The organism is Staphylococcus sp. AC872 (assembly GCF_979255425.1).
On sequence record NZ_CEEDKW010000001.1, the window covers coordinates 258,908 to 281,184 of the forward strand.

A 22,277-nucleotide genomic window follows, 5' to 3' on the forward strand; every position below is an offset into this window, starting at 1 on the left:
TAAGGTAGAATAATATATATCATTATTACAAGGAGATTTCTATGGAATTATTAGAAGCTTTTATTATCTTTATAATTGCAGTAGTGATTAGTTCGATTATACATAATCGATTTCCTAAAATCCCTACTGCTTTTATACAAATCGCGTTAGGTGTGGCCATCTTCACCTTACCTATCCCCATTCATTTTGATTTCGATTCTGAGGTCTTTATGATGGCTGTCATTGCACCTTTACTATTCGTTGAAGGTACGCATGTTTCAAGAACGAAATTACTTGAATATAAAAAACCAATTATTCTAATGGCTATGGCTTTAGTATTTACTACCGTTATTGGTGTAGGTTTCTTTATTCATTGGATCTGGCCTAATTTACCAATGCCAGCTGCCTTTGCTATTGCAGCAATTCTATGCCCAACAGACGCAGTTGCTGTATCAGCTATCACAAAAGGGAAAGTCTTACCTAAAGGATCAATGTCCATACTTGAAGGTGAATCACTTTTAAATGATGCTGCCGGTATTATTTCATTTAAAATTGCTGTTACAGCTTTAGTCACAGGTGCCTTTTCAGCTGTAAATGCGATAGAGCAATTTATCGTGTCTACAATTATTGGTATTTTAATTGGAATTATTGTAGGTTCAGTGGTTGTCAGATTACGTATTTACTTAACTGCTAACAAAGGTATGAAAGACAATAATACTTTAACATTCATTCAATTACTTACACCATTTGCTGTTTACTTTATTGCAGAGTTGTTCCATGCATCAGGCATTATCGCAGTTGTTGTTGCAGGTCTTTTACATGGTTGGGAACGCGATCGACTCATTCGTGCACAAACTGAACTACAAATGAGCTACTCGCAAATTTGGAATACGTTGAGTTATGCCCTAAACGGATTCGTATTCGTGGTATTGGGATTCATCGTTCCTGAAGTTGTCATCCAAATCATCAAAGTAGAACCAGATAATATTAAATTCTTAATATTGATTAGTTTGCTTATTGCACTAGCTATTTATGTTGTTCGTTTTATCTGGGTGTTCTTACTATACAAAGATTTCTATTATCCAAATCACTTACAACGTTACTTGGAAGACACGGATATCGCTGAAGAACAACCACCAAGCCGTATACGTTATTCATTTATTATGACAATGTGTGGTATACACGGAACAATTTCATTATCCATGGCCTTAACATTGCCAACGATTATCAATAACCACCAAACCTTCGAGTATCGAAATGATTTATTATTCATCGCTTCATTAATGGTACTTATCAGCTTAATAATGGCGCAAGTGGTATTACCTTTCATCACAGAATCAGAGAAATCAACAGAAAATGAAGGTATGACCTATCAATCAGCAAAAATTTTCATTATGCAAGCGGTTATAAGTCGCCTTAAAGAACTATCTGAAAAGAATAAAGACATTGATTATAGACCTGTATTAACACAATATTATGGAGAAATGTCATTCCTAATTAATGCAGAACCAGATAATCAAAATACTAAAGAATTACATCGTTTAGCAGAAATTGCTGAGGAAGAAGAAACTGCCACATTAGAAAGACTTATCAATAAAGGCAAGATCAATTCACAAGAGTTGAATAACTATAGAAATGTTAAAGAACTTACTAATTCCTATAAAGAAGCTTCTTTTGTAAAGAAAATTTCACGCTTCTTTAAAATGTTCTATCTTCGTTTTAAAGCAAGAAAGAATTTACGTAAACAAGAGTATGATCGATTTAAAAAGGAACATGCTCATAAAGATCATGTCTCACCAAGCAAATCAAATCAAACTGAAAATAATTCGCAACATCACAATGAAGAAGCACAACTTGACCGTACAGAAATGTTAAAAGTTTATCAAAATGATTTGAAAAAGGTGCAACAAATTTTACGTATCGTTAATCATCATATTATTTTACGTATGCAAAAAGAGCAAAATGCTTCAAACGTGTTAGAAGTAAGTTTAGTTGTTGATCAATATCACAACTTATCTCGTGCCTTACGTAATCGACGTAAAGGTAATAAAAATAAAGATAAATCAAACCAAACTTCTAAAGAATTAACAACTGAAGCGCAACAAAATATTCACCTCCAAGCTATTTATGCTGAACGTGAATATTTAGATGCTTTAATTAAACGTAATCAACTATCACGTAAAGTGGCAAGTCAATTACGGGAAAATATCAACTACAATGAAATAGTATTTGCAGAGAAATATTAACTATATGTCTCAAACTAAAAGCCGTCGCACTTATTAAATAATTGATGAGTGCGACGGCTTTTTAATTTATTTTTTAAGTTTAAATGGAATTGTACATAGTATCACGTTCTTTTGATATATTAAATGCATTTTTAATCGTAAACTCGTTTGGTTGTGTAATAAATGATGCCAAGGTTTCTTAGGAATAAATTCCGGAACAACCACCGTGATTAAATAATTTTGATCTTCGGCTTTGCGATGTATTTTATCAATAAATCGCGATATCGGTCTGATGATACTTCTATATTCTGAATGTAAAATAATAAGTCTTACGTCAGGAAAGTGTTGCTTCCATTTTTCTTGGAATGCTTTTTCATCTTCATCACCAAATGAAACGTGCACTGCAATCACATCATTATTCGCTAACATTTGTGCATAATAAATTGATTTATCAACCACAGTCGTAATACTCATAATCGGTACAATCGCTAAACTTCGATCTACTACTGGTACGTCATGGACATCTAAATCAGAACGTAATTGCTCTGCGACATTACGATAATGAATTTTAATTCTTACAAATACAGATACGAAGAATGGTAAGAATAATAAAATGGGCCAAACATGACTGAATTTAGTAATCAAGAATATCATAAATACTACAAATGTTATCGTACCACCTAATGTATTAACTGCTAATTTAGCCTGCCAACCTTTTGGTCGTTCTCTAAACCATTTTAATACCATACCAAATTGCGCTAATGTAAATGGAATGAACACACCTACTGCATATAATGGAATTAAATTTTCAGTTTTACCTTTAAATAAGATAATTAATATAATCGCAAAAATACCTAACACTAGAATTGAGTTAGAATAACCTAATCTGTCCCCTCTAACTGTAAACATTCTAGGCATGTATTTATCTTTAGACATAGATGCCGCTAACATTGGAAATGCTGTAAAACCAGTATTTGCTGCTAATACTAAAATCAATACTGTTGTAGCTTGTACAAAATAGAATGCCACATTGTCACCAAAGATTTGTGTTGCTAATTGTGATAGAACTGTAGTCTCAGTCTGTGGCATAATGCCATATACATAAGCTAATCCTACGATACCTACTAATAGGAATGCTAAAATACTACCCATTGTGACTAACGTTTTTACAGCATTTTTAGGTGCTGGGTCTTTAAAGTTTGTCACCGCATTTGAAATAGCCTCTACCCCTGTTAAAGAAGAAGCCCCTGAAGAAAATGCTTTTAATAGTAAAAAGAGTGTCACGCCGTGTACTGCTGTTCCTACTGAAGATTGCATATGGGGTTGAATGTCACCTGTTGCAACACGCCACGTTCCCACTACAATTAATGCAACCAATCCAATTATGAATAAGTACACTGGATAAGATAACACAGTAGCCGATTCAGTTAGACCTCTTAAATTTAATATCAAAATAACTAATACTAATAAACATGCTATGAGTACTTTGTAATCATATAAATTTGGAAATGCAGCTACAAACGCATCTGCACCGGAGGATATACTAACTGCTACGGTTAAAATATAATCGACCAATAACGAACCACCAGCAAGAAGTCCCCATTTCTCTCCTAAGTTCGTTTTTGATACCATATATGCTCCGCCACCTTTAGGGTAAGCATATATCACTTGGCGATATGATAATATCAATGCAGCTAATAAAATCAGAACGCCTGCAGCAATAGGTAATGTATACCAAGACGCTACTGCGCCTACAACAGATAATGTAATTAATATCTGTTCTGGACCATAAGCTACTGATGATAATGCATCTGATGATAAAATGGCTAATGCTTTAAATTTAGTGATTTTTTCGTTTTTCAAGTCCCTATTCTTTTTGGGACGCCCAATTAAAAGTCTTTTAATTTGATTAAACATAACACTACTACCTCTTTGTATGTTGATGGATAAACTATACTCCCAACATTGAAAATTGTATAGGTTAACACTATATCTTTTTACTAACTATATACTACTTTAGAGTATTATAACACTTTTTATTCATTCATTTTTCTAATCATCTGTTATTCATAAAATAAATCCTTTAACTCGCTAAAACATTTCAAAACCTGCTATAATAAATTACACAAAATTAACAACGACACAACATTAAATAATAAAGGATTAGAATCATGAAAAAGAAACCATTCATCATCACTGTCATAATGATGTTTGCCATACTCATTGCTGTAATCATTACGAAACATTTTTGGGCATATAATAAAAATGAAACATTACTCACTCAATCGTCTCAAAATTATATTGATACAATTGTAAAATCAGACATGAAATCTGGCGATATACCTGGCGCTTCAATATTAATCATAAAAGATAACAAAGTCTTTTTAAATAAAGGTTACGGTTATGCAAATGTCGAGAAGAAAATTAAAGCAAAGCCTACAACACGATATGAAATTGCATCAAATACCAAAGCATTTACCGGATATGCCATTTTAGAATTAGCTAAAAATGGCAAACTTAGCCTTAATGATCATGTATCTAAATATATTCCAGGCTTTTATATGAAATACGATGGTAAAAAACAAGACATCACGATTAAACAATTGCTTGGTCAGAAAAGTGGTATACCCGCAGATATTACAAGTGAGGATCAAACCGAGGTATATGGTGACTCTATCAAAAATTTAGTTCAAAGTATCAAAGGCAAGGAACTCAATCATAAACCTGGAGACACATTTGAATATTCCAATATGAATTACGATGTATTAGGTCTCATTATTCAGAACGTATCTAAAGAATCTTACAACACGTATATTAAAGATCATATTTTAGAGCCGCTACATATGGAACACACAACATTTAAAAAGACAAACTCTAAAAATAAGCACGAAGCCGTTGGTTATGAACAATCAGGTGGAACGATTAAAAAAAGTGCACCTTCATTCAATATTGGCGATACACCTTCAGCCTTTTTAATGTCTAATACAAAGGATTTAGAACATTGGATTAAAATGCAATTAGCACCATCATCTAAAACAAAAGATATTGTTAAAGCCTCTCAAAAAACAATAAATGAATCACAAGGTGAAGATGATGCCAATGGTTATGCTGCTGGATGGTTCACTAATTCACACGCAGATTATGTATACCATACCGGTACACTTGATAACTATTCATCAGTTATATTGCTCAATCCTAAAAAATCATATGGTATCGTCGTATTAGCAAATATGAATTCTAATAAAGTAACACAACTCGCTGACCATTTGAATGCACAAGTCATGAACCACAAACACTATACAACGATTGAGACAAAAATAGATCAAGCTCACAATATGAACGTCATCATCTCTATCATATCCATGATAGGCGTTATTATAAGTCTCTACTTTATCTTACGTCGCTTATTTGCCATCAAACACGGCAAATACATGGTCCAAAGAAGCAAAGTTTCACTATATGCTTTTATTTTAGTCATGATAGTATTCGTATTAATAAGTGTTGCGATTTATTTATTACCGTACTTTGTCTTAGGCAATAATAGTTGGTCGTTTGTGATGACATGGTTACCTGCACACGCAAAATGGGCTTTATTTAGCTTTTATAGTTGTATCATCTTAATTACTATATTACTTGTAATCATCATTTTAAGTCAGAAACGCACACTTCATTCTAACTAACATTTATGTTTAAAAAATGAACAGTTAAGAATAAGTAACCAAAACGATGTTCAAAGTTTGTTATATTAGATTAAAATTGTATGTAATGATTGATTTCATACCTTTAAAACAAAGATATTTCATATGAAAAGGAAGTCAATGATGGCCAAACGAATTTCTCTATTATTAATCACTGTTTTATGTTTATCAGGATGTGACTATTCAAAATCTGATAATCGTACAGGATTGTTTTATAATACATTTGTACAACCTATGGATCGGTTATTACATTTATTTGGCCGATTATTTAATTATAACTACGGTTTAGCTATTATAGCTATTGTCTTAATCGTGCGTTTTATTTTATTACCTTTTATGCTTATTCAAGTAAAAAATATGCATATCATGCGTGAGAAAACGAAGGTCGTTCAACCACAAATTGATAAAATTAGAGAGAAGATTAAAGAAGCAGATTCTCAAGAGGAACGAAACGCAGCAAATCAACTATTGATGAAGAAATATCAACAATATGGTATCAATCCATTTAAAAATATCATCGGTTGTTTACCTGTCATTATACAAATCCCTATCCTTATGGGATTATATATGAGTTTAAAATATCCAAGTAGTGATGGTATTACAAAATATCCACACTTTTTATGGTTTAATTTAACCGAACCGAATATTATGATGACGCTAATAGCAGCACTCATGTATTTGATTCAACCTTTAGTGAATTCAATTCATTATCCTAAAAATGAACGTAAAACGTATTATGTGATGATGATTTTATCACCTATCTTCATTACTTATGCATCTTTACATTCCGCTTCAGCTTTAGGACTATATTGGTCGGTAAGTGCGGCATTTCTAATCATCCAAATGCATTTTGCGCATCGTCATTATGCCAAGGTTGGACGGTCAGAAGCCCAACAACTAAGACAATCATTAGAGCAACATAAAGAACAACGTTAAAACTCATTCATAGTAAAAAGCACGACTTAAACCATTAGGCTAAGTCGTGCTTTTTCATATACGCTATTTAATTGGGTTCATTCCATCTTTCCAAGTTGAGTAAATTAATTTACCACCTTGTGCTTTGAACTTATCGTTAGTAATACCACGTTCAAATGGTTGTGCAGGTTGAATGTTAATTTCTGGATCAACATTTAATTGTTGTTTATACCATTCTGCAAAGTCAGATCCTTTAACAGGTTCGTCATCTGCCACGTTATAAATACCATTATCAAAGTTTAAAGCTTGAATAGATGTTTCAACTGCATCATCTAGATGTATAAATGATGTAACGCCATCTGATAATGTAACGTTACCATCTACGAATTGATTGTATATCATACCATCTTTACCGTACCATGTACCAGGTCCGTATAACCAACCAAATCTTAATACAACATATTCATCCATACGAGATGTTTCTTCCTCAAGTCCAATTACACCATCAACTGTTACTTTACGGTCACCACTTGATTCTAAATCTAATGGTGTTTCTTCTGTAGCAAGGCCTTCCCCTGCTTCGTACATAAAGCCTATACTTTGTGCGATGACTTTTTTAACATTGTATTTCTGAGCTGCATCGATTAAGTTTTTAGAACCTTCGACACGAACTTTAGTATTGGCTGCCATATCTACATTTTTTAAATCTGTAATTTGATTAATAATAATCTCTGGTTGGAAATCCGCAATTGCTGATTCAATCGTATCGTATTTCAAAATATCTCCGACATACGCTTTGACATTTGCTGATTCTAATTTATGTTTACCATTTTCAGATGTTGTAAAGCCAGCTACATCGTGACCTTCTTCTAATAATCTTTTTGTTAATTTGGTACCGATTAAACCAGTTGCACCAGTTACAAATATTTTACTCATAGTCTCACCTTTTCTCTATTTATATAGGGGGTATTTAATTACTTGCTAGACGAGTGTACAAAATCTATCGTATTCATCCAAATAATATGCCCAAGCAATTCTGAAAACCTTTCTTCTTTAGGTAAATCTTCTACTTTAGGTGTTAATGATAATTTTGGTAGTAGGTATTCATGAAAGGCTATATTTACTAACACACCAAAAATACTTCCTCTTAATACTTTTACTTGAGGACATTTTTCTGCAAGTAGTGCATACCCTAATGCATTCGCTATAGAAAATCCATAATGAACACCCATTATTGTGAGTGGAATCTGATTACCGTTATAATGATAACTTGCATATTTAACATTCTCCGGTAAACCTAATTGATGAAGCATTGTCATTGGTGGTGGCTCTTCATCACGTTCTGGCGTTCTAGGTGGTAATAACGCTTCCCACCCCATTTTAACAGCGCCTCCTAAGAAGCCACCAACCAGACCAGTCATAATTACTTTCTTGTATGATATAGACATACAAACATCTCCTTAAACTTATCTTTCCTTTTATCATTACCCTTTCATATTTACTTAAGACACAATTTATAAAACCTTTTTAAGTATTTTCATGTCTTTGAGCAATTTTCCATTGTCATAAATAGGCTGTTCATATTGGCTAATAAAGAAATTTTTTCTAATATCATAGTCTTCAAAGCCTAATCGATAATAAAAGTTGAGCGTACTTTCAGTGTCACTAGTACCAACATACATTGTCATGTTTCGATATTTATTAAATAACCATGTCATTAGGTAAGTACCTTGTCCTTTTCTGCGATATAAAGGATGAACAGCAATGTTTTTCAGCTCTATCTCTGCATCAGATAATTTTTCTACTGCTGCAATAGCTAGTGTTTGGGATTGGTGATGATCACTAAGTAAATAGACCTGACATTGATTAATATATTGTTCTATTGCCTGTTTTTCAGGATCTGCTAATAATAGTAAATTCATATATTTTTTGACCACCGTATTTTCTAATTCATTAACGATCATATACTCACCTCAAATATTAGAATGTCACACGTCATTTTTCAGTTTAAAAAAGCTTATAAGCAATTCATGGATTTTGCTTATAAGCTTAATAAAAGGTTTCTTACATTTATTGTGCATCTAATTGTTGTTCTTTAGCATGAATCATATTAGCTACGAAATGATTGACTGGTGCATCGATATGGTGTTCCATTCCCAAACGAGCAACCGCACCATTAATATAGTCAATTTCAGTTTTACGATGATTGTTTATTAAATCTTGGTACATCGAAGGATAATGTGGACCTACTTTATCATTTAAGTCGATGAGATATTCAAACACTTCATCTAAGTTCAAATGTACATCATCAATCGTTGCTACGTGCACAATTTCCTGGGTAATTTTATAAATAAGGTTTTTAGCATCATCGCTTTGATTTAACGTTGCTAAATTACATTCTAAAATTGTACATAGTGCATTGGCTGTCCCATTCACACAAATTTTCTTCCATATAGATTGATGTAAATCATCACTCAATACACCATTTAGCTCTGCCTGATTCAAAATGTCTACGATTGTTTTTACGTTATCAGTACCCTCTGTAACTAATGCACCTACTTCAACTGGGCCACTACCCATTAGATGCGTATAACCTGGACTTTCGATACCTGCTGTCCAAGTTGTTACACCTCTCACAATTTGTGGTAATTCGACATATTGCTCAATCAAACGCTCATGTTTTAGCCCATTCATCGTACATACTACTATGGTTGATTGATTTATATGTGGTTGTATATAATCTAACACCTCTTTAAGCTGCATTGATTTTGGAAATAAAAATACAACATCATATAACACATCTTCAGGTATGTCTCTAGAATCATACATTGGTATTTCTAAATGACAATGTTCACCATTAATATCTATGTGTAATCCATTCGTTTGAATTGCCTTAACATGTGATTCCCAACTGTCTATTAGCGTTACATCATATCCATTTTGGAATAATTTAGCACCAAATCCACTTCCTAATGCACCTGAACCTGCAATAGCTATCTTCATTCCAATCCCTCATTCCTCGATAAAGTTACCTTTAAAATACTATTTAAGACTAACATCGTCAATGAACATAACTTAATTTTCATAATTTTCTAACATTAGAATTAATGCTATAAAAAAGGCCGAAACTTTTTCGTTTCGACCTTTCACTAGTAATTATAAATTTCTTGCTTTCTTTGGAACTAATAATAATATGGCAAAGAATGCAATGATGGCAATGACTGCGTTTAAGATTACACCCATAAAACCACCCAACTCCATATTCATTTGTGATGCAAATACACCATATATCGTTCCTGAAATAGCAACACCAAATGCATTACCTAAAGATGATGCCATTTTATAAACACCTGAAGCAACACCCACTTTTTCGTCAGGCGCTTGTGCTACAGCTGTATCTGTAGATGGAGTGGCATAGATACCTAGGCCAGTACCAAATAATAAATAACCAATGACACTAGACGTAATATACCAAGGTTCTGGTAAAAACGTTAATGACAGTAATACTAAACCAAGTGCAGTAATACTGCTACCCATTAATAAAGGACGTTTAGGACCAAGTGCTTGTAGTATCTTTTCACCTACACGAATCATAATTAATACTGCTATCAAATAAGTTAATGAAATCATACCTGTTTGTGATTCATTAAAATCTAATTGTTGTTGATAGTAGGTATTAACAACAATGAGTGTCCCACCTGCAACACCATTCAACATAAAGTTAGAAACTGTTGCACCACTATATCCTTTATTTGAAAACAAACTAAAATCTACTAAAGGATATTTAATCTTATTTTCATACATAATAAAGCCGATAAGTGAAACAATGAATACCACAATTAGACTTAAAATAATTGGTGAGAATAAGCCTAGTTTAGATGTTTGCGTAATAATCACGTTGATACTTAACATACAAATAATCAAGATCATTAAGCCAACAATATCGAATTTCTTTTTCTCACCATTTTCAGTGATAACTGGTTCAGCTTTTGTTTCAGGTGTATGTTTAATTAAATACATTGATAATAATGTTAATACAATAGAAACGATGAAGATGGTTCTCCAACCAAAGTGCGTTGACATTAAGCCACCAAAGAGTGTACAAATACCACTACCACCCCATGATCCAATTGACCAATAACTTAACGCTCTTTGTCTCGCTGTACCTATATAATATTGATTAATAATGGCTAATGTTGCTGGCATAATACACGCAGCAGACAATCCTTGAAATATTCTTCCAGCAATTAGAAATGGTGTTAATGGCGTGATAATAATTAACAAGGAACCGATGATATTTAAAACGAGTCCAATGTATGTGACTTTCACACGACCAAATTTATCGGCAAAGTCACCAGCACCTACAATAAATAAGCCTGACATTAAAGCTGTAAGACTGACTGCTATGTTAATCGTACCGATATCACTTTGATATGTAGATTGCAAAGGGACAACTAGATTCACAAGTGATTGTGCGAATAACCAAAAAGTAATCACACCTAAAATGATACCAAGAAGAAGCCTATTATCTCCTTCAAATTCTCTTGAAGCTTTGTTCATAAAATATCAATTCCTCCTACAAAAAACACTTTCCAACTTTTACTTACTTGGTTTTAAATCGACTTAATGTTATGACCTTTGATTTAATAACAATCTCTTTCCTTCTATTTGTCTAAATTATTAATCTGTTTATATAAATCGATTTAATACTTCTTTACCTTTACCCTTTAATTTCTTTTAATATTTAGAATATTTGTATATATAAATCTATATTTTACACCAATTACTTTTATTTTTCCATAACGTCTTGAACTATACAAATGATAGTATTATCGTTAAAAATAGGTAAGCGTTTTCGATTTGATAATACGAGGATTTGTTAAATTGATAACGATGATCCCTATTAATTATTTTGAAAATTGTCACTGAAATGACGAATTCAATATACAAATTAATATGAAATGTATTGTATAATCACTTGTGAATTACTTCACAAAAGATTCGTTTGAAATTTGCAATTTAAGCTTTATTTATTTTTTTAAAACCTAATAACAAGTCAGTCGCTTTTTTTGTTTTAAATGAGTAAGTGAGTCGTATTTTTGACAAATCCAAACGTTCTTACCAAATCATTTTATACAAATAGAACAGGAGGAATGTATGTTATGGCTAACTCACCTTCTCAAAGTGAACGAGTTCAACATACATCTGGAAGAGTGTATCATTTCTTCCAACAGGCTTTAACACTTGCAGTTATTTTATTTATTTCCAAGATCATTGAAGCAGTCATGCCTATCCCAATGCCCGCTTCAGTAATCGGTTTAGTTTTATTATTTATAGCTTTATGTACTGGCATTGTTAAATTGGAACAGGTTGAATCCGTAGGAACTGCTTTAACGAATAACATCAGTTTCTTATTCGTTCCAGCTGGGATTTCAGTTATCAATTCATTACCGATTTTAAGTAAAAGTCCAATACTGATTATCTTACTTATTATTATTTCAACTATTTTCTTATTAGTATGTACTGGTTATGCATCTCAGTTACTTGTGACTAAATCACTATTCCCAAGTAAAGAGAAAAATGAAGAAACTAGTCGTATAGGAGGTTAATCATGGCGGACTATTTAGGTATTAATACACCCTATTTCGGTATTTTATTATCATTAATCCCATTTGTTATAGCTACATATTTTTATAAAAAGACAAATGGCTTTTTCTTACTTGCACCTTTATTTGTAAGTATGGTTGTAGGTATTGCTTTCTTAAAATTAACAGGTATTAGCTATCAAAGTTACAAAATCGGTGGCGACATTATATATTTCTTCTTAGAGCCAGCGACAATCAGTTTTGCTATACCTTTATATAAAAAACGTGATGTGTTAAAAAAATATTGGTTACAAATATTCGGTGGTATCGCATTAGGTACAGTTGTAGCTTTAATATTAATTTACTTAGTTGCTTCATTATTCCAATTTGGTAATCAAATTGTTGCATCAATGTTACCTCAAGCTGCTACAACAGCGATTGCTTTACCAGTATCTGAAGGTATCGGTGGAGTAAAAGAGTTAACATCATTAGCTGTTATTCTTAATGCTGTTGTTATCTCTGCGCTCGGTACTAAGATTGTACAATGGTTTAAAATTACCAATCCAATTGCACGTGGTTTAGCGTTAGGTTCTAGTGGTCATACACTAGGTGTTGCAGCCGCAAAAGATTTAGGTGAAACTGAAGAATCAATGGGTAGTATTGCCGTTGTTATCGTTGGTGTCATCGTCGTCGCAATTGTGCCAATATTAGCACCTATTTTATTAGGTTAAATCATTTAATATAAGATAAGAGGCCTGAACAAAAATCATAGTTCAGACCTCTTTTTTATATTTTATTTGATTTGTTGTGGTTGATGTTCAAATTTCTTTTTATTTTTACGAGTAGGATCTAATCGTTTTTCTAAAAATCTTAAACCTAAATCAATTAAAATGGCTATTAATGCAATAGGGATTGCCCCTGCAAGGATGAAAGTCGTACCGTCTGTTGAATTGGTACCTCGGATGATAATATCACCAAGCGTTGGCGCTCCGATAAATGAACCAATTGCCACAATTCCAATTGCTACAACGAGCGCAATACGTATACCACCAATGATGACTGAAAGAGATAGTGGTAATTCAATCATACGTAAAACTTGGTTTCTCGTCATACCCATGCCTTTACCAGCATCTTTAATATTCTCATCTACATCTACAATGCCCGTGTATGTATTCTTAATAATTGGTAATAATGAATATAAGAATACGGTAACAACTACTGTAGTTGGACCAAGTCCCATCGCTAACATTAAAATGGCCAACATGGCAATGGCTGGAACAGTTTGAATGATATTAGCAATCGTGATGATTGGCCATGCTAATTTTTTATATCGTGCAATGACAATACCAATCGGTATCCCAATGATACATGCAAAGAGCACACCATATACTGACATAAGTAAATGTTTAAAGAATAGTTCCATTAGGTAGCCAAAGTTTAATGAGTAATATTCAATAATAGATTGGAATAAATTACCTTTCATGATTATTGACCACCTTTCTTACTATTTTTGTCGTTTTCGAAATAGTTATGTTTTTTCAAGTATTCTTCAGCAATGATAGCTGGTTCTTTACCTTTACCATCTGCTTCGTAATTTAATTTCTGCATTTCTTTTGTTGACACTTTACCTTCTAACTTTTTCAAGGCCGTATCAATTTTCGGATTATCTTTAATCACTTTTTCAGTCGCTAGTGGACTACCATCATATGGTGGGAAGAATTTACGATCATCTTTTAAGATTTTTAAATCATATGCTGCAATACGACCATCAGTAGAATATCCTACAGCAACATCTAATTTTTTATTTTTCAGTGCATCATATACTAGTCCAATTTGCATTGGTCGTGCACTGGCAAATTTGAATCCATAATCTTTAACAAATGCTGGATAGCCATCGCCTGCTCTATTCATCCATTGCGTATCCATACCTAATCGTAATTCGTCTTTATGTTTTTCTAAGTCTGATACTTTTTCTAAGTGATATTTCTTAGCTGTTTCTTTTGTCACCATAAACGCATACGTATTCGCAAAACCTAATGAATTATAATACTTTTGATCATATTTTTTCTTAAATAGTCTTTGTGACTCTGCCATGGCTTTTTTAGGATCTTTCGTCGGTTTGGCATCCAATACACTTGTTAATTCGGTACCTGTATATCTTACCGCAGACATATTGACGTCACCGCGCTGTAATGCGTTATGTTGAATAATACTAGAACCTAAGTTACCTATAATTGTAGGTTTAATTTTGCCTTTAGTTTCATGTTCAATCATTAATTTTTCCATATTAGCAATAATTTTAGTTTCACTCGTCTCAGTTGTTGTAATTTTTACATCATTCTTTGAATTGCCGTCCCCTAAACCTGGCAAACTACACCCAGATAATACTAAGAGGGACAACGCAATAAGAATCACTGTATATTTGATATGTTTCTTCATATTGATAAATCCTCCCTTTTCTTATCTAGATACTTTTAAACCTTTAGGTACTGCCCATTTTTCAACTAATGATAATAAAAAGTCGACAATTAGCGCTAGTAACGTAACTAATATTGCTGCACTAATAATCATTGGTGGTTGATATAAATTCAATCCGTTAAATACTAAATCACCAAGACCACCTGCGCCGACATAACTCGCTAATGTAGCCCAACTAATAACATATACACTTGAAAGGCGTATACCACTAATAATCATAGGTAACGCTAATGGCATTTGAACATCTTTCATTAATTGAAATTGTGTCATTCCCATACTTTGTCCAGCTTGTATTACGTTTTTATCAATGTTTTTCACGCCGAGTACCGTATTATTTAATATTGGTAATAAAACATAGATAAACAACGCCACAATCGCTGGTGTCTTCCCTACACCAAAGATAGGTATCATAATAGCTAATACTGCTAATGTTGGAATAGTTTGTAAAACACCCGCAATAGTTAAAACTACATTGGCCGTTTTCGTTGTTCTAGACAATAGGATGCCTACCGGAACAGCTACGACGATTGCAATCAGTAAAGCAATGATAGAAATATAGAAATGTTCAATCGTCTTAGATACGAGCTGACTTCCATATTCATTCAAGAATGCTTTCATTATCGCTCATCTCCCGTTTCATGCTTATTCGCCTCTTCTGTAACACTAGCATCATTTTGTTGATGAGCTTGATGTTCTGAATTTGCTATATCACTATTAACAGATTCGTCAGAAGGTTGAGTTAGTTGTGTGTCGCTTGCTTCACCCCAAATAGAGTCATAAACGATGTCAACTAAGTTAGCACGTGTAATCAAACCAATGAGGATATTGTCGTCATCAACAACTGGAATATTTCTAACATTACGTTTTAAAATTGTACGTACTGAGTCTTGTAATTTCGAATCGATATGTACTTTATAAATATCACGTTGCATCGTATCAATCAGTTCTTTTCTTGCACGGAGTCCTTGATTGATATCCTCTATATCTAAAAATCCTAATAATTTGTGATGGTTGTTTACAACAAATATAGTATCTACACGTTTCTCTCTCATGATATTGACCGCATCATTAAGTGAATCATCTGCGTGTACTGTGATTGGTTTAATCATTGCGCCTTCAACCGTTTTCATATTTGGTCTATCTTGAATCAATCGATTCTGACCAATAAAGTCTTTTACAAAATCATTGGCAGGATTTCTTAAAATATTGTCAGGTGTATCGAATTGTACGACTTTACCTTTCGACATAATACAAATTTTATCTGCCAATTTAATAGCTTCATCCATATCATGTGTCACAAAAATAAATGTTTTACCTAATTTTTGTTGAAGTTCTTTCACTAAATCTTGCAATGTATCTCGTGTAATTGGATCAAGCGCACCAAATGGTTCATCCATTAAGATGATGTCTTGTTCAGCCGCAAGGGCTCTTACTACCCCAATACGTTGTTGTTGACCACCAGATAGTTCAGCCGGATAACGGTCTAAATATTCTACTGGTAAGTCTACAAGTTTTATGAGTTCTTCTGCCTTTTGGTCTTTCTTTTCTTTCGACCATTTTAGTAATTTCGGTACAAGTACAATGTTTTCTCTAATAGTCATGTGAGGCATCAAACCAATTTGCTGAATGACATAACCAATACTTCTTCTTAATTCAACTGGGTTCATATTACGTACATCTTTGCCGTTCATTTGAATTTGGCCATCTGTTGCTTCAATCATTCGGTTAATCATTCTTAAAGCAGTGGTTTTACCGCTACCACTTGTCCCAATAAAGGCGATAAATTCACCTGATTCAATATCAAGCGTTAAATTATCTACTGCCTTTTTATTCCCAGAGTAAATCTTGGTTAAATTCTTAATGCTTAACATGATTGTTTTCCCCTTCCATATTGTAAAAAATGACGAATTAATACGATGACAATTAAAAAAGGCCTACAGAGCAGTTGTTAACAAAATAAAATATTAGTTGAACAAGAGCACGATGGCCTTTCTTTTAAAATTTGTAACTACGATAAAATGCGAATCACACTTCATTAATGTTGTGCTCCCAACACTTAATGCTATTTTAATTGCACGCATATTCGACAACGATATAAATATATACCCTATATAATTTTAGTAAACCTATTGCATTTTTACAAAATTTAACTGTTCACCCTTAACATTTTTATAAAGTTCTTATTTCAATTGATTAATTATATAAAAGGATAAATATGCTTAGTATTTTATAACCTAATGAATTATGAAAATTATTTTAAGAAAAATTGACAATACATTGAATTATACTTTTATGTTACACATTTATAATTTTTTATTTCATTTTTGTGCTACGTTGAGCTTGTAACCAAAATATAGACAAAGAAGGGTTTTATATGAGTCAAGAAAGCAAAGTAGCAGTTGTAACAGGCGGTGCACAAGGCATTGGGTATCAAATCGTTAAACGTTTATTTGATGATGGATTCAAAGTTGCCATTGTGGATTTCAACGGAGAAGGCGCAATTCAAGCGGCACAATCTTTAACACAAGATGACTCAAAGGTTTTAGCCATTAAAGCTGATGTAGCCAATCGTGATGATATATTTAGTGCTATAAATCAAACAGTTGAACATTTTGGTGATTTCCATGTTTTAGTGAGCAATGCTGGTTTAGGACCCATGACACCGATTGATTCTATTACTCCTGAAGACTTTGACAAAGTATATGGCGTCAATGTCAAAGGTGTTTTATGGGGGATTCAAGCCGCACATGCACAACTCAAACAATTAGGTCATGGCGGAAAAATTATTAATGCTACGTCTCAAGCTGGCGTAGAAGGTAATGCAGGCTTATCACTTTATAGTAGTAGTAAATTTGCTGTGCGAGGTTTAACTCAAGTTGCTGCACGTGATCTAGCACATGAATCTATTACAGTAAATGCATTTGCGCCTGGTATTGTTCAAACACCAATGATGGAAGGTATCGCTAAGAAAACTGCTGAAGAAGCTGGACAACCTGAATCTTGGGGTTGGAAACAATTTACAGATCAAATCGCTTTAGGCAAACTTTCACAACCTGAAGATGTATCAAATGTTGTTAGTTTCTTAGCTGGCAAAGATTCAGATTATATTACTGGCCAAACGATTATTGTTGATGGTGGGATGAGATTCCATTAATCCTCTTTATTAAATGCTTAAACACTCATAAAAATAAGAAGAGGGACAGAAATATATATTTCAAGTTACATTCATATTTAGGCAGTAGTTGACTGTAAAGTCATTCTTTTTCTTTAGAAATTAGTATTTCTTATGCATGAGTTTCACTCATGTATTCCTATTTTAAAGTACACATTAGCTGTGGCTAATGCGCGTAAGAACCACTACATAATCAATGATTAGTGGTTCTTTATTATTTCTGTCCCACTCCCTCTTGCTATTTGTCATGCATACCTTTTCCTTCTAAAATGTGATTAATATATTTGTCCACTCTTTTTTGTCTGATATCTGCTCGTTTGGCATCACCAATATGATGCAAGTATTGTCGTTGTCTTCCAGGTGTTAATTGGTCGAACGCTACTTTTAATTCTGGCATCGCATCGAATTGTTGTTTTAATTCCTCTGGCACCTCAAAATCTTCTGTTTTCTTTAATTCAACTTGTTTACCAGACTTTTCAATGTCAATAGCTTGTTTCACATAATCAATAATTTCTTCTTTACGTGATTGAATTTCCTCTAAAGTTGTAAATCGTAGCTGTCTTGCAGCTTGTACATTTTTAGTTTGTCTAATTAAAGTATTTTTAGAATCTTCAATAAGTGCACCTTTAAAGAATAAAAGTGCTACATACGTTTTAAAACCATGAATAAGAACCACATTTTTATTATTAATAGTGTAACAAGGGAGCATCCATTTATAATCTTCGTCCAACTCGTCAAAATCCACTATAAGTTCTCTTAAATAATTATATTCTTCTTTCCATTGACTATCTTTTTTCAAAAATTTTTCTACTTCCAAATTGTTATTTTTCTCTACCATGTCATTGCCCTACTTTCTATTGATTCTGCCATTTCTCCACTATTATAAACTATAATATTAAAAAAACTAATTTTATACATTTAAATAAAAATTACAATATACACATTTGACTAATATTTTAACTAGCGTATAATAATGGCGTAGTATTTTCAGAATATAAAAGAATGAGGAGTCAATATGGCAAATAAAAATGAAACAGAATCGAATAACAGTAAGATTAATCTGCCCCAGTTAGTGTTACTCGGATTAGGGTCATTAATTGGTTCAGGCTGGTTATTTGGTGCTTGGGAAGCATCGTCAATTGCAGGACCAGCAGCTATCATTTCTTGGATTATTGGATTCGTCGTTATAGGAACCATCGCCTATAACTACATTGAAATTGGAACTATGTTCCCACAATCTGGTGGTATGAGTAACTATGCTCAATATACACATGGTTCATTACTCGGTTTCATAGCCGCTTGGGCAAACTGGGTATCACTCGTAACAATTATACCTATTGAAGCAGTTTCAGCTGTTCAATATATGAGTTCTTGGCCTTGGGATTGGGCTAAACCGATGGGTAGTTTAATGAAAGATGGTTCAATCAGTACAACAGGTTTAATCGCTGTTTATGCTATTATTATTATCTTCTCTTTATTAAATTACTGGTCAGTTAAACTATTAACTTCATTTACAAGTTTAATTTCATTCTTCAAACTTGGTGTTCCATTATTAACAATTATTATGTTAATGATCTCTGGCTTTGATACAGGAAATTATGGTCACTCAGTAGGTACATTCATGCCTTACGGTAGTGCACCAATATTCGCAGCAACAACAATGTCAGGTATTATTTTCTCATTTAATGCATTCCAAACAATCATTAATATGGGATCAGAAATTAAAAGCCCTGAAAAGAACATTGCGCGTGGTATTGCTATTTCACTTACAATTAGTGCTGTGCTTTATATCGTGTTACAAAGTACATTCATCACTTCTATGCCACAGTCAATGATTCATGAACATGGTTGGAGCGGTATTAACTTCAACTCACCATTTGCTGACATGGCCATTTTATTAGGTTTAAATTGGTTAGCTATTTTACTTTATATTGAAGCTGTAGTGTCACCATTTGGTACTGGTGTATCATTTGTTGCTGTAACTGGTCGTGTATTACGCGCCATGGAAAAAAATGGGCACATCCCTAAATTCTTAGGTAAAATGAACGAAAAATATAAAATCCCACGTGTTGCAATTGTGTTTAACGCAATCATCAGCATGGTAATGGTTACACTATTCCGTGACTGGGGTACATTAGCAGCAGTTATTTCAACTGCAACATTAGTTGCTTATCTAACTGGTCCAACGACAGTTATTGCATTACGTAAAATGGGTCCTAAGATGACACGTCCATTTAGAGCTAGAATTTTAAAATTCATGGCCCCATTATCATTCGTTCTTGCGTCACTAGCTATTTATTGGGCCATGTGGCCAACAACAGCAGAAGTTATATTAATCATCATTTTAGGTTTACCAATTTATTTCTTCTATGAATATAAAATGAATTGGAAAAACACTAAAAAACAAATCGGCGGAAGCTTATGGATTATTGTTTATCTCGTCGTACTTTCATTCCTATCATTTATTGGTAGTAAAGAATTCAAAGGTTTAAACTGGATACATTATCCATGGGATTTCTTAGTTATCATCATCGTTGCACTTATTTTCTATCAATTAGGTGCAATTAGTTCATTCGAAAGTGTCTACTTCAGACGTGCTAAGAAAATGAATAGTAACATGGGTGATAAACTTAAGAAACGTAAACGTCGTGAGAAACGCGAAAAAATCGCTGAAAAACGTCAAGAACAACAAGATAAAGAAGAAAAACGCCAAAACAAAGAAGAATAAACTCATAAATCAAATTAAAACTGCTAACGATTGTAAACATCGTTAGCAGTTTTTTTATACATATAGCTGACTTTAATCATTTATTATATAGTGTTATTAAAGATGACTTTGAAAGGACGATTGACAATGATGGTTAACATAACTTTAAATAACCGTATCGTTAAAGGTATTTATAATAATGAAAATGATATTGACGCATTCCTTGGTATTCGTTATGCCGATCTCAAATATGGTCGATTTAAACATTCTGAATTGATTACATCATTGCCTAAATCGGTAGACGCAACCTTTTTCAATAACATCCCCCCACAACCGTATAACCAACTTGAAGATTTTTTCTCAAGTGGTGTTTACTTTCATTTCAATCAATTTACACAAGATGAAGATTGTTTATATTTAAATATATGGCGACGTCATCACTCTCAAAATAAAACTCGACCTGTCATCATCTATTTTTACGGTGGCGGATTTGTCAATGGCCACGGTAGCGCTGAACTATATCAACCTCAATCTGTCGTCGAACAAGAAGATGTGATTGTCGTCACATTTAACTATCGATTAGGTTCTTGGGGATTTTTAGATTGGTCCTTTTTCAATTCAAATTACGAATGTAATAATGGGCTTTCTGATCAAATCAATGCGATCAAATGGGTACACCACCATATTAAAAATTTCGGTGGAGATCCTAATAACGTTACGTTAATGGGGCAATCTGCAGGGAGTATGAGTATCATGGCTTTGATGCAATTGCCAGAGACAGAATCCTATTTCCATAAAGTCATGTTATTAAGCGGTACATTGCGCTTAGACAGTCGAAAGATAGGCTATGAAAAAGCACAAAATTTTAGTGAAATCATAGCGGAAAACTACCCTAACTCAACCATAGATTCATTAACTACAGAAAATATCATGAATATCATGAATTTAGACCAAACAACTCGTGGCCAGTCCAAAGGTTTAGAATTAATTTACGCACCTATTCAAACATCATCAATGACAATGAATAATCCCAATTTCTCAAAGCCGATATTTGTTTCTTATACTCAAAATGAAGGTGATATTTATATAAAAAATGAATCTCGAAAGTTATCACCTGATCGCTTTGTTAAAGCTATGGCTTTTAATGGTGTAGAAATAGAAATCAGTGATGCCACTAGTGCGCAACAACAATCTACATGTATTACTGACTATATTTTTCAACAACCCGCACATGACTTTTTGAAAAGCATCAGTCATAATCCCAACAGATGGCTAGCTTCCTTTCAATGGCACCAACCAAATAACACTTATTATCACTCTGCTTATCATATATTAGATATAGTCTTTTGGTTCGGTCATTTGGACATTTTAAAAGCTAATGGCTTAGATGTCACGACTCACGAACGTGAATTAAGTATGAAAATGATTCACGACCTTGCATACTTTGCAAGATTTAGTAAGATGCCGTGGCTACCATATCAAGTGGGTCATACAACACCACATATTTATGACTAAAAA

At 33.2% G+C, this 22,277-nt stretch carries 19 protein-coding genes; 8 read left to right on the plus strand and 11 right to left on the minus strand.

Annotated features, from left to right (window positions below):
• Positions 1 to 41 precede the first annotated feature (41 nt).
• Complete coding sequence (locus tag ACZ267_RS01375; protein ID WP_047211053.1) at positions 42 to 2,225, plus strand: cation:proton antiporter; 2,184 nt, start codon at positions 42 to 44, stop codon at positions 2,223 to 2,225.
• Between the two features lie 66 nt (positions 2,226 to 2,291).
• Here ACZ267_RS01375 and ACZ267_RS01380 read toward each other — a convergent pair whose 3' ends face one another.
• A complete protein-coding gene (locus ACZ267_RS01380) occupies positions 2,292 to 4,121 on the minus strand; it encodes an APC family permease (protein ID WP_002466462.1) in 1,830 nt (609 codons plus the stop codon).
• A gap of 254 nt (positions 4,122 to 4,375) precedes the next feature.
• Here ACZ267_RS01380 and ACZ267_RS01385 point away from each other — a divergent pair, with 254 nt between their 5' ends.
• Together ACZ267_RS01385 and yidC are read left to right on the plus strand one after the other, a co-directional pair.
• Positions 4,376 to 5,884, plus strand: coding sequence for a serine hydrolase domain-containing protein (locus ACZ267_RS01385; protein WP_047211054.1), 1,509 nt, complete (start codon positions 4,376 to 4,378; stop codon positions 5,882 to 5,884).
• Between the two features lie 141 nt (positions 5,885 to 6,025).
• Positions 6,026 to 6,838: a membrane protein insertase YidC gene (yidC, locus tag ACZ267_RS01390; RefSeq protein WP_047211055.1), complete on the plus strand. Its 813-nt coding sequence runs from the start codon at positions 6,026 to 6,028 to the stop codon at positions 6,836 to 6,838.
• A gap of 63 nt (positions 6,839 to 6,901) precedes the next feature.
• On the opposite strand, the gene ACZ267_RS01395 is transcribed toward yidC, so the two are convergent.
• From ACZ267_RS01395 to ACZ267_RS01415, 5 genes are all read right to left on the minus strand, one after another.
• On the minus strand, positions 6,902 to 7,753 hold the full coding sequence (locus ACZ267_RS01395) for an NAD-dependent epimerase/dehydratase family protein (protein ID WP_047211056.1): 852 nt from the start codon (positions 7,751 to 7,753) through the stop codon (positions 6,902 to 6,904).
• A gap of 38 nt (positions 7,754 to 7,791) precedes the next feature.
• Positions 7,792 to 8,265, minus strand: coding sequence for a DUF1440 domain-containing protein (locus ACZ267_RS01400; protein WP_047211057.1), 474 nt, complete (start codon positions 8,263 to 8,265; stop codon positions 7,792 to 7,794).
• 66 nt (positions 8,266 to 8,331) lie between these two features.
• Positions 8,332 to 8,781, minus strand: coding sequence for a GNAT family N-acetyltransferase (locus ACZ267_RS01405; RefSeq protein WP_047211058.1), 450 nt, complete (start codon positions 8,779 to 8,781; stop codon positions 8,332 to 8,334).
• A 106-nt stretch (positions 8,782 to 8,887) separates the two neighbouring features.
• The gene (locus ACZ267_RS01410) at positions 8,888 to 9,820 is read right to left on the minus strand and encodes a 2-dehydropantoate 2-reductase (RefSeq protein ID WP_002466456.1); all 933 of its coding nucleotides are present in this window, start codon (positions 9,818 to 9,820) and stop codon (positions 8,888 to 8,890) included.
• 153 nt (positions 9,821 to 9,973) lie between these two features.
• Positions 9,974 to 11,377 carry an MFS transporter gene (locus ACZ267_RS01415; protein ID WP_047211059.1) on the minus strand — a complete coding sequence of 468 codons (1,404 nt, stop codon included), beginning with the start codon at positions 11,375 to 11,377 and terminating at the stop codon, positions 9,974 to 9,976.
• Positions 11,378 to 11,979: 602 nt separating this feature from the next.
• On the opposite strand from ACZ267_RS01415, the gene lrgA reads away from it, so the two are divergent.
• Positions 11,980 to 12,426, plus strand: coding sequence for an antiholin-like murein hydrolase modulator LrgA (gene lrgA, locus ACZ267_RS01420; RefSeq protein ID WP_002466455.1), 447 nt, complete (start codon positions 11,980 to 11,982; stop codon positions 12,424 to 12,426).
• Positions 12,427 to 12,428: 2 nt separating this feature from the next.
• On the plus strand, positions 12,429 to 13,133 hold the full coding sequence (gene lrgB / locus ACZ267_RS01425) for an antiholin-like protein LrgB (RefSeq protein WP_002466453.1): 705 nt from the start codon (positions 12,429 to 12,431) through the stop codon (positions 13,131 to 13,133).
• A gap of 62 nt (positions 13,134 to 13,195) precedes the next feature.
• On the opposite strand, the gene ACZ267_RS01430 is transcribed toward lrgB, so the two are convergent.
• The 4 genes from ACZ267_RS01430 to ACZ267_RS01445 are packed head-to-tail and all read right to left on the minus strand — an operon-like array spanning position 13,196 to position 16,751.
• Positions 13,196 to 13,885 (minus strand): ABC transporter permease, encoded by a 690-nt coding sequence (locus ACZ267_RS01430; protein ID WP_002450378.1) that lies wholly within the window; start codon positions 13,883 to 13,885, stop codon positions 13,196 to 13,198.
• 2 nt (positions 13,886 to 13,887) lie between these two features.
• Positions 13,888 to 14,841 (minus strand): osmoprotectant ABC transporter substrate-binding protein, encoded by a 954-nt coding sequence (locus tag ACZ267_RS01435; RefSeq protein ID WP_002466458.1) that lies wholly within the window; start codon positions 14,839 to 14,841, stop codon positions 13,888 to 13,890.
• Between the two features lie 21 nt (positions 14,842 to 14,862).
• The gene (locus ACZ267_RS01440; RefSeq protein WP_015364713.1) at positions 14,863 to 15,498 is read right to left on the minus strand and encodes an ABC transporter permease; all 636 of its coding nucleotides are present in this window, start codon (positions 15,496 to 15,498) and stop codon (positions 14,863 to 14,865) included.
• The gene (locus ACZ267_RS01445; protein ID WP_002466464.1) at positions 15,498 to 16,751 is read right to left on the minus strand and encodes a betaine/proline/choline family ABC transporter ATP-binding protein; all 1,254 of its coding nucleotides are present in this window, start codon (positions 16,749 to 16,751) and stop codon (positions 15,498 to 15,500) included. The genes ACZ267_RS01440 and ACZ267_RS01445 overlap by 1 nt, the downstream gene beginning before the upstream one ends.
• Before the next feature lie 503 nt (positions 16,752 to 17,254).
• On the opposite strand from ACZ267_RS01445, the gene ACZ267_RS01450 reads away from it, so the two are divergent.
• A complete protein-coding gene (locus ACZ267_RS01450; RefSeq protein ID WP_047211060.1) occupies positions 17,255 to 18,034 on the plus strand; it encodes a (S)-acetoin forming diacetyl reductase in 780 nt (259 codons plus the stop codon).
• Positions 18,035 to 18,290: 256 nt separating this feature from the next.
• Here ACZ267_RS01450 and ACZ267_RS01455 read toward each other — a convergent pair whose 3' ends face one another.
• Positions 18,291 to 18,890 carry a YdeI/OmpD-associated family protein gene (locus ACZ267_RS01455; RefSeq protein WP_047211061.1) on the minus strand — a complete coding sequence of 200 codons (600 nt, stop codon included), beginning with the start codon at positions 18,888 to 18,890 and terminating at the stop codon, positions 18,291 to 18,293.
• 177 nt (positions 18,891 to 19,067) lie between these two features.
• Between ACZ267_RS01455 and ACZ267_RS01460 the strand changes: the two genes are divergently transcribed.
• Together ACZ267_RS01460 and ACZ267_RS01465 are read left to right on the plus strand one after the other, a co-directional pair.
• Positions 19,068 to 20,780: an APC family permease gene (locus tag ACZ267_RS01460; RefSeq protein ID WP_002467072.1), complete on the plus strand. Its 1,713-nt coding sequence runs from the start codon at positions 19,068 to 19,070 to the stop codon at positions 20,778 to 20,780.
• Positions 20,781 to 20,909: 129 nt separating this feature from the next.
• Positions 20,910 to 22,274 carry a carboxylesterase family protein gene (locus tag ACZ267_RS01465; protein WP_047211304.1) on the plus strand — a complete coding sequence of 455 codons (1,365 nt, stop codon included), beginning with the start codon at positions 20,910 to 20,912 and terminating at the stop codon, positions 22,272 to 22,274.
• Positions 22,275 to 22,277: the final 3 nt, after the last annotated feature.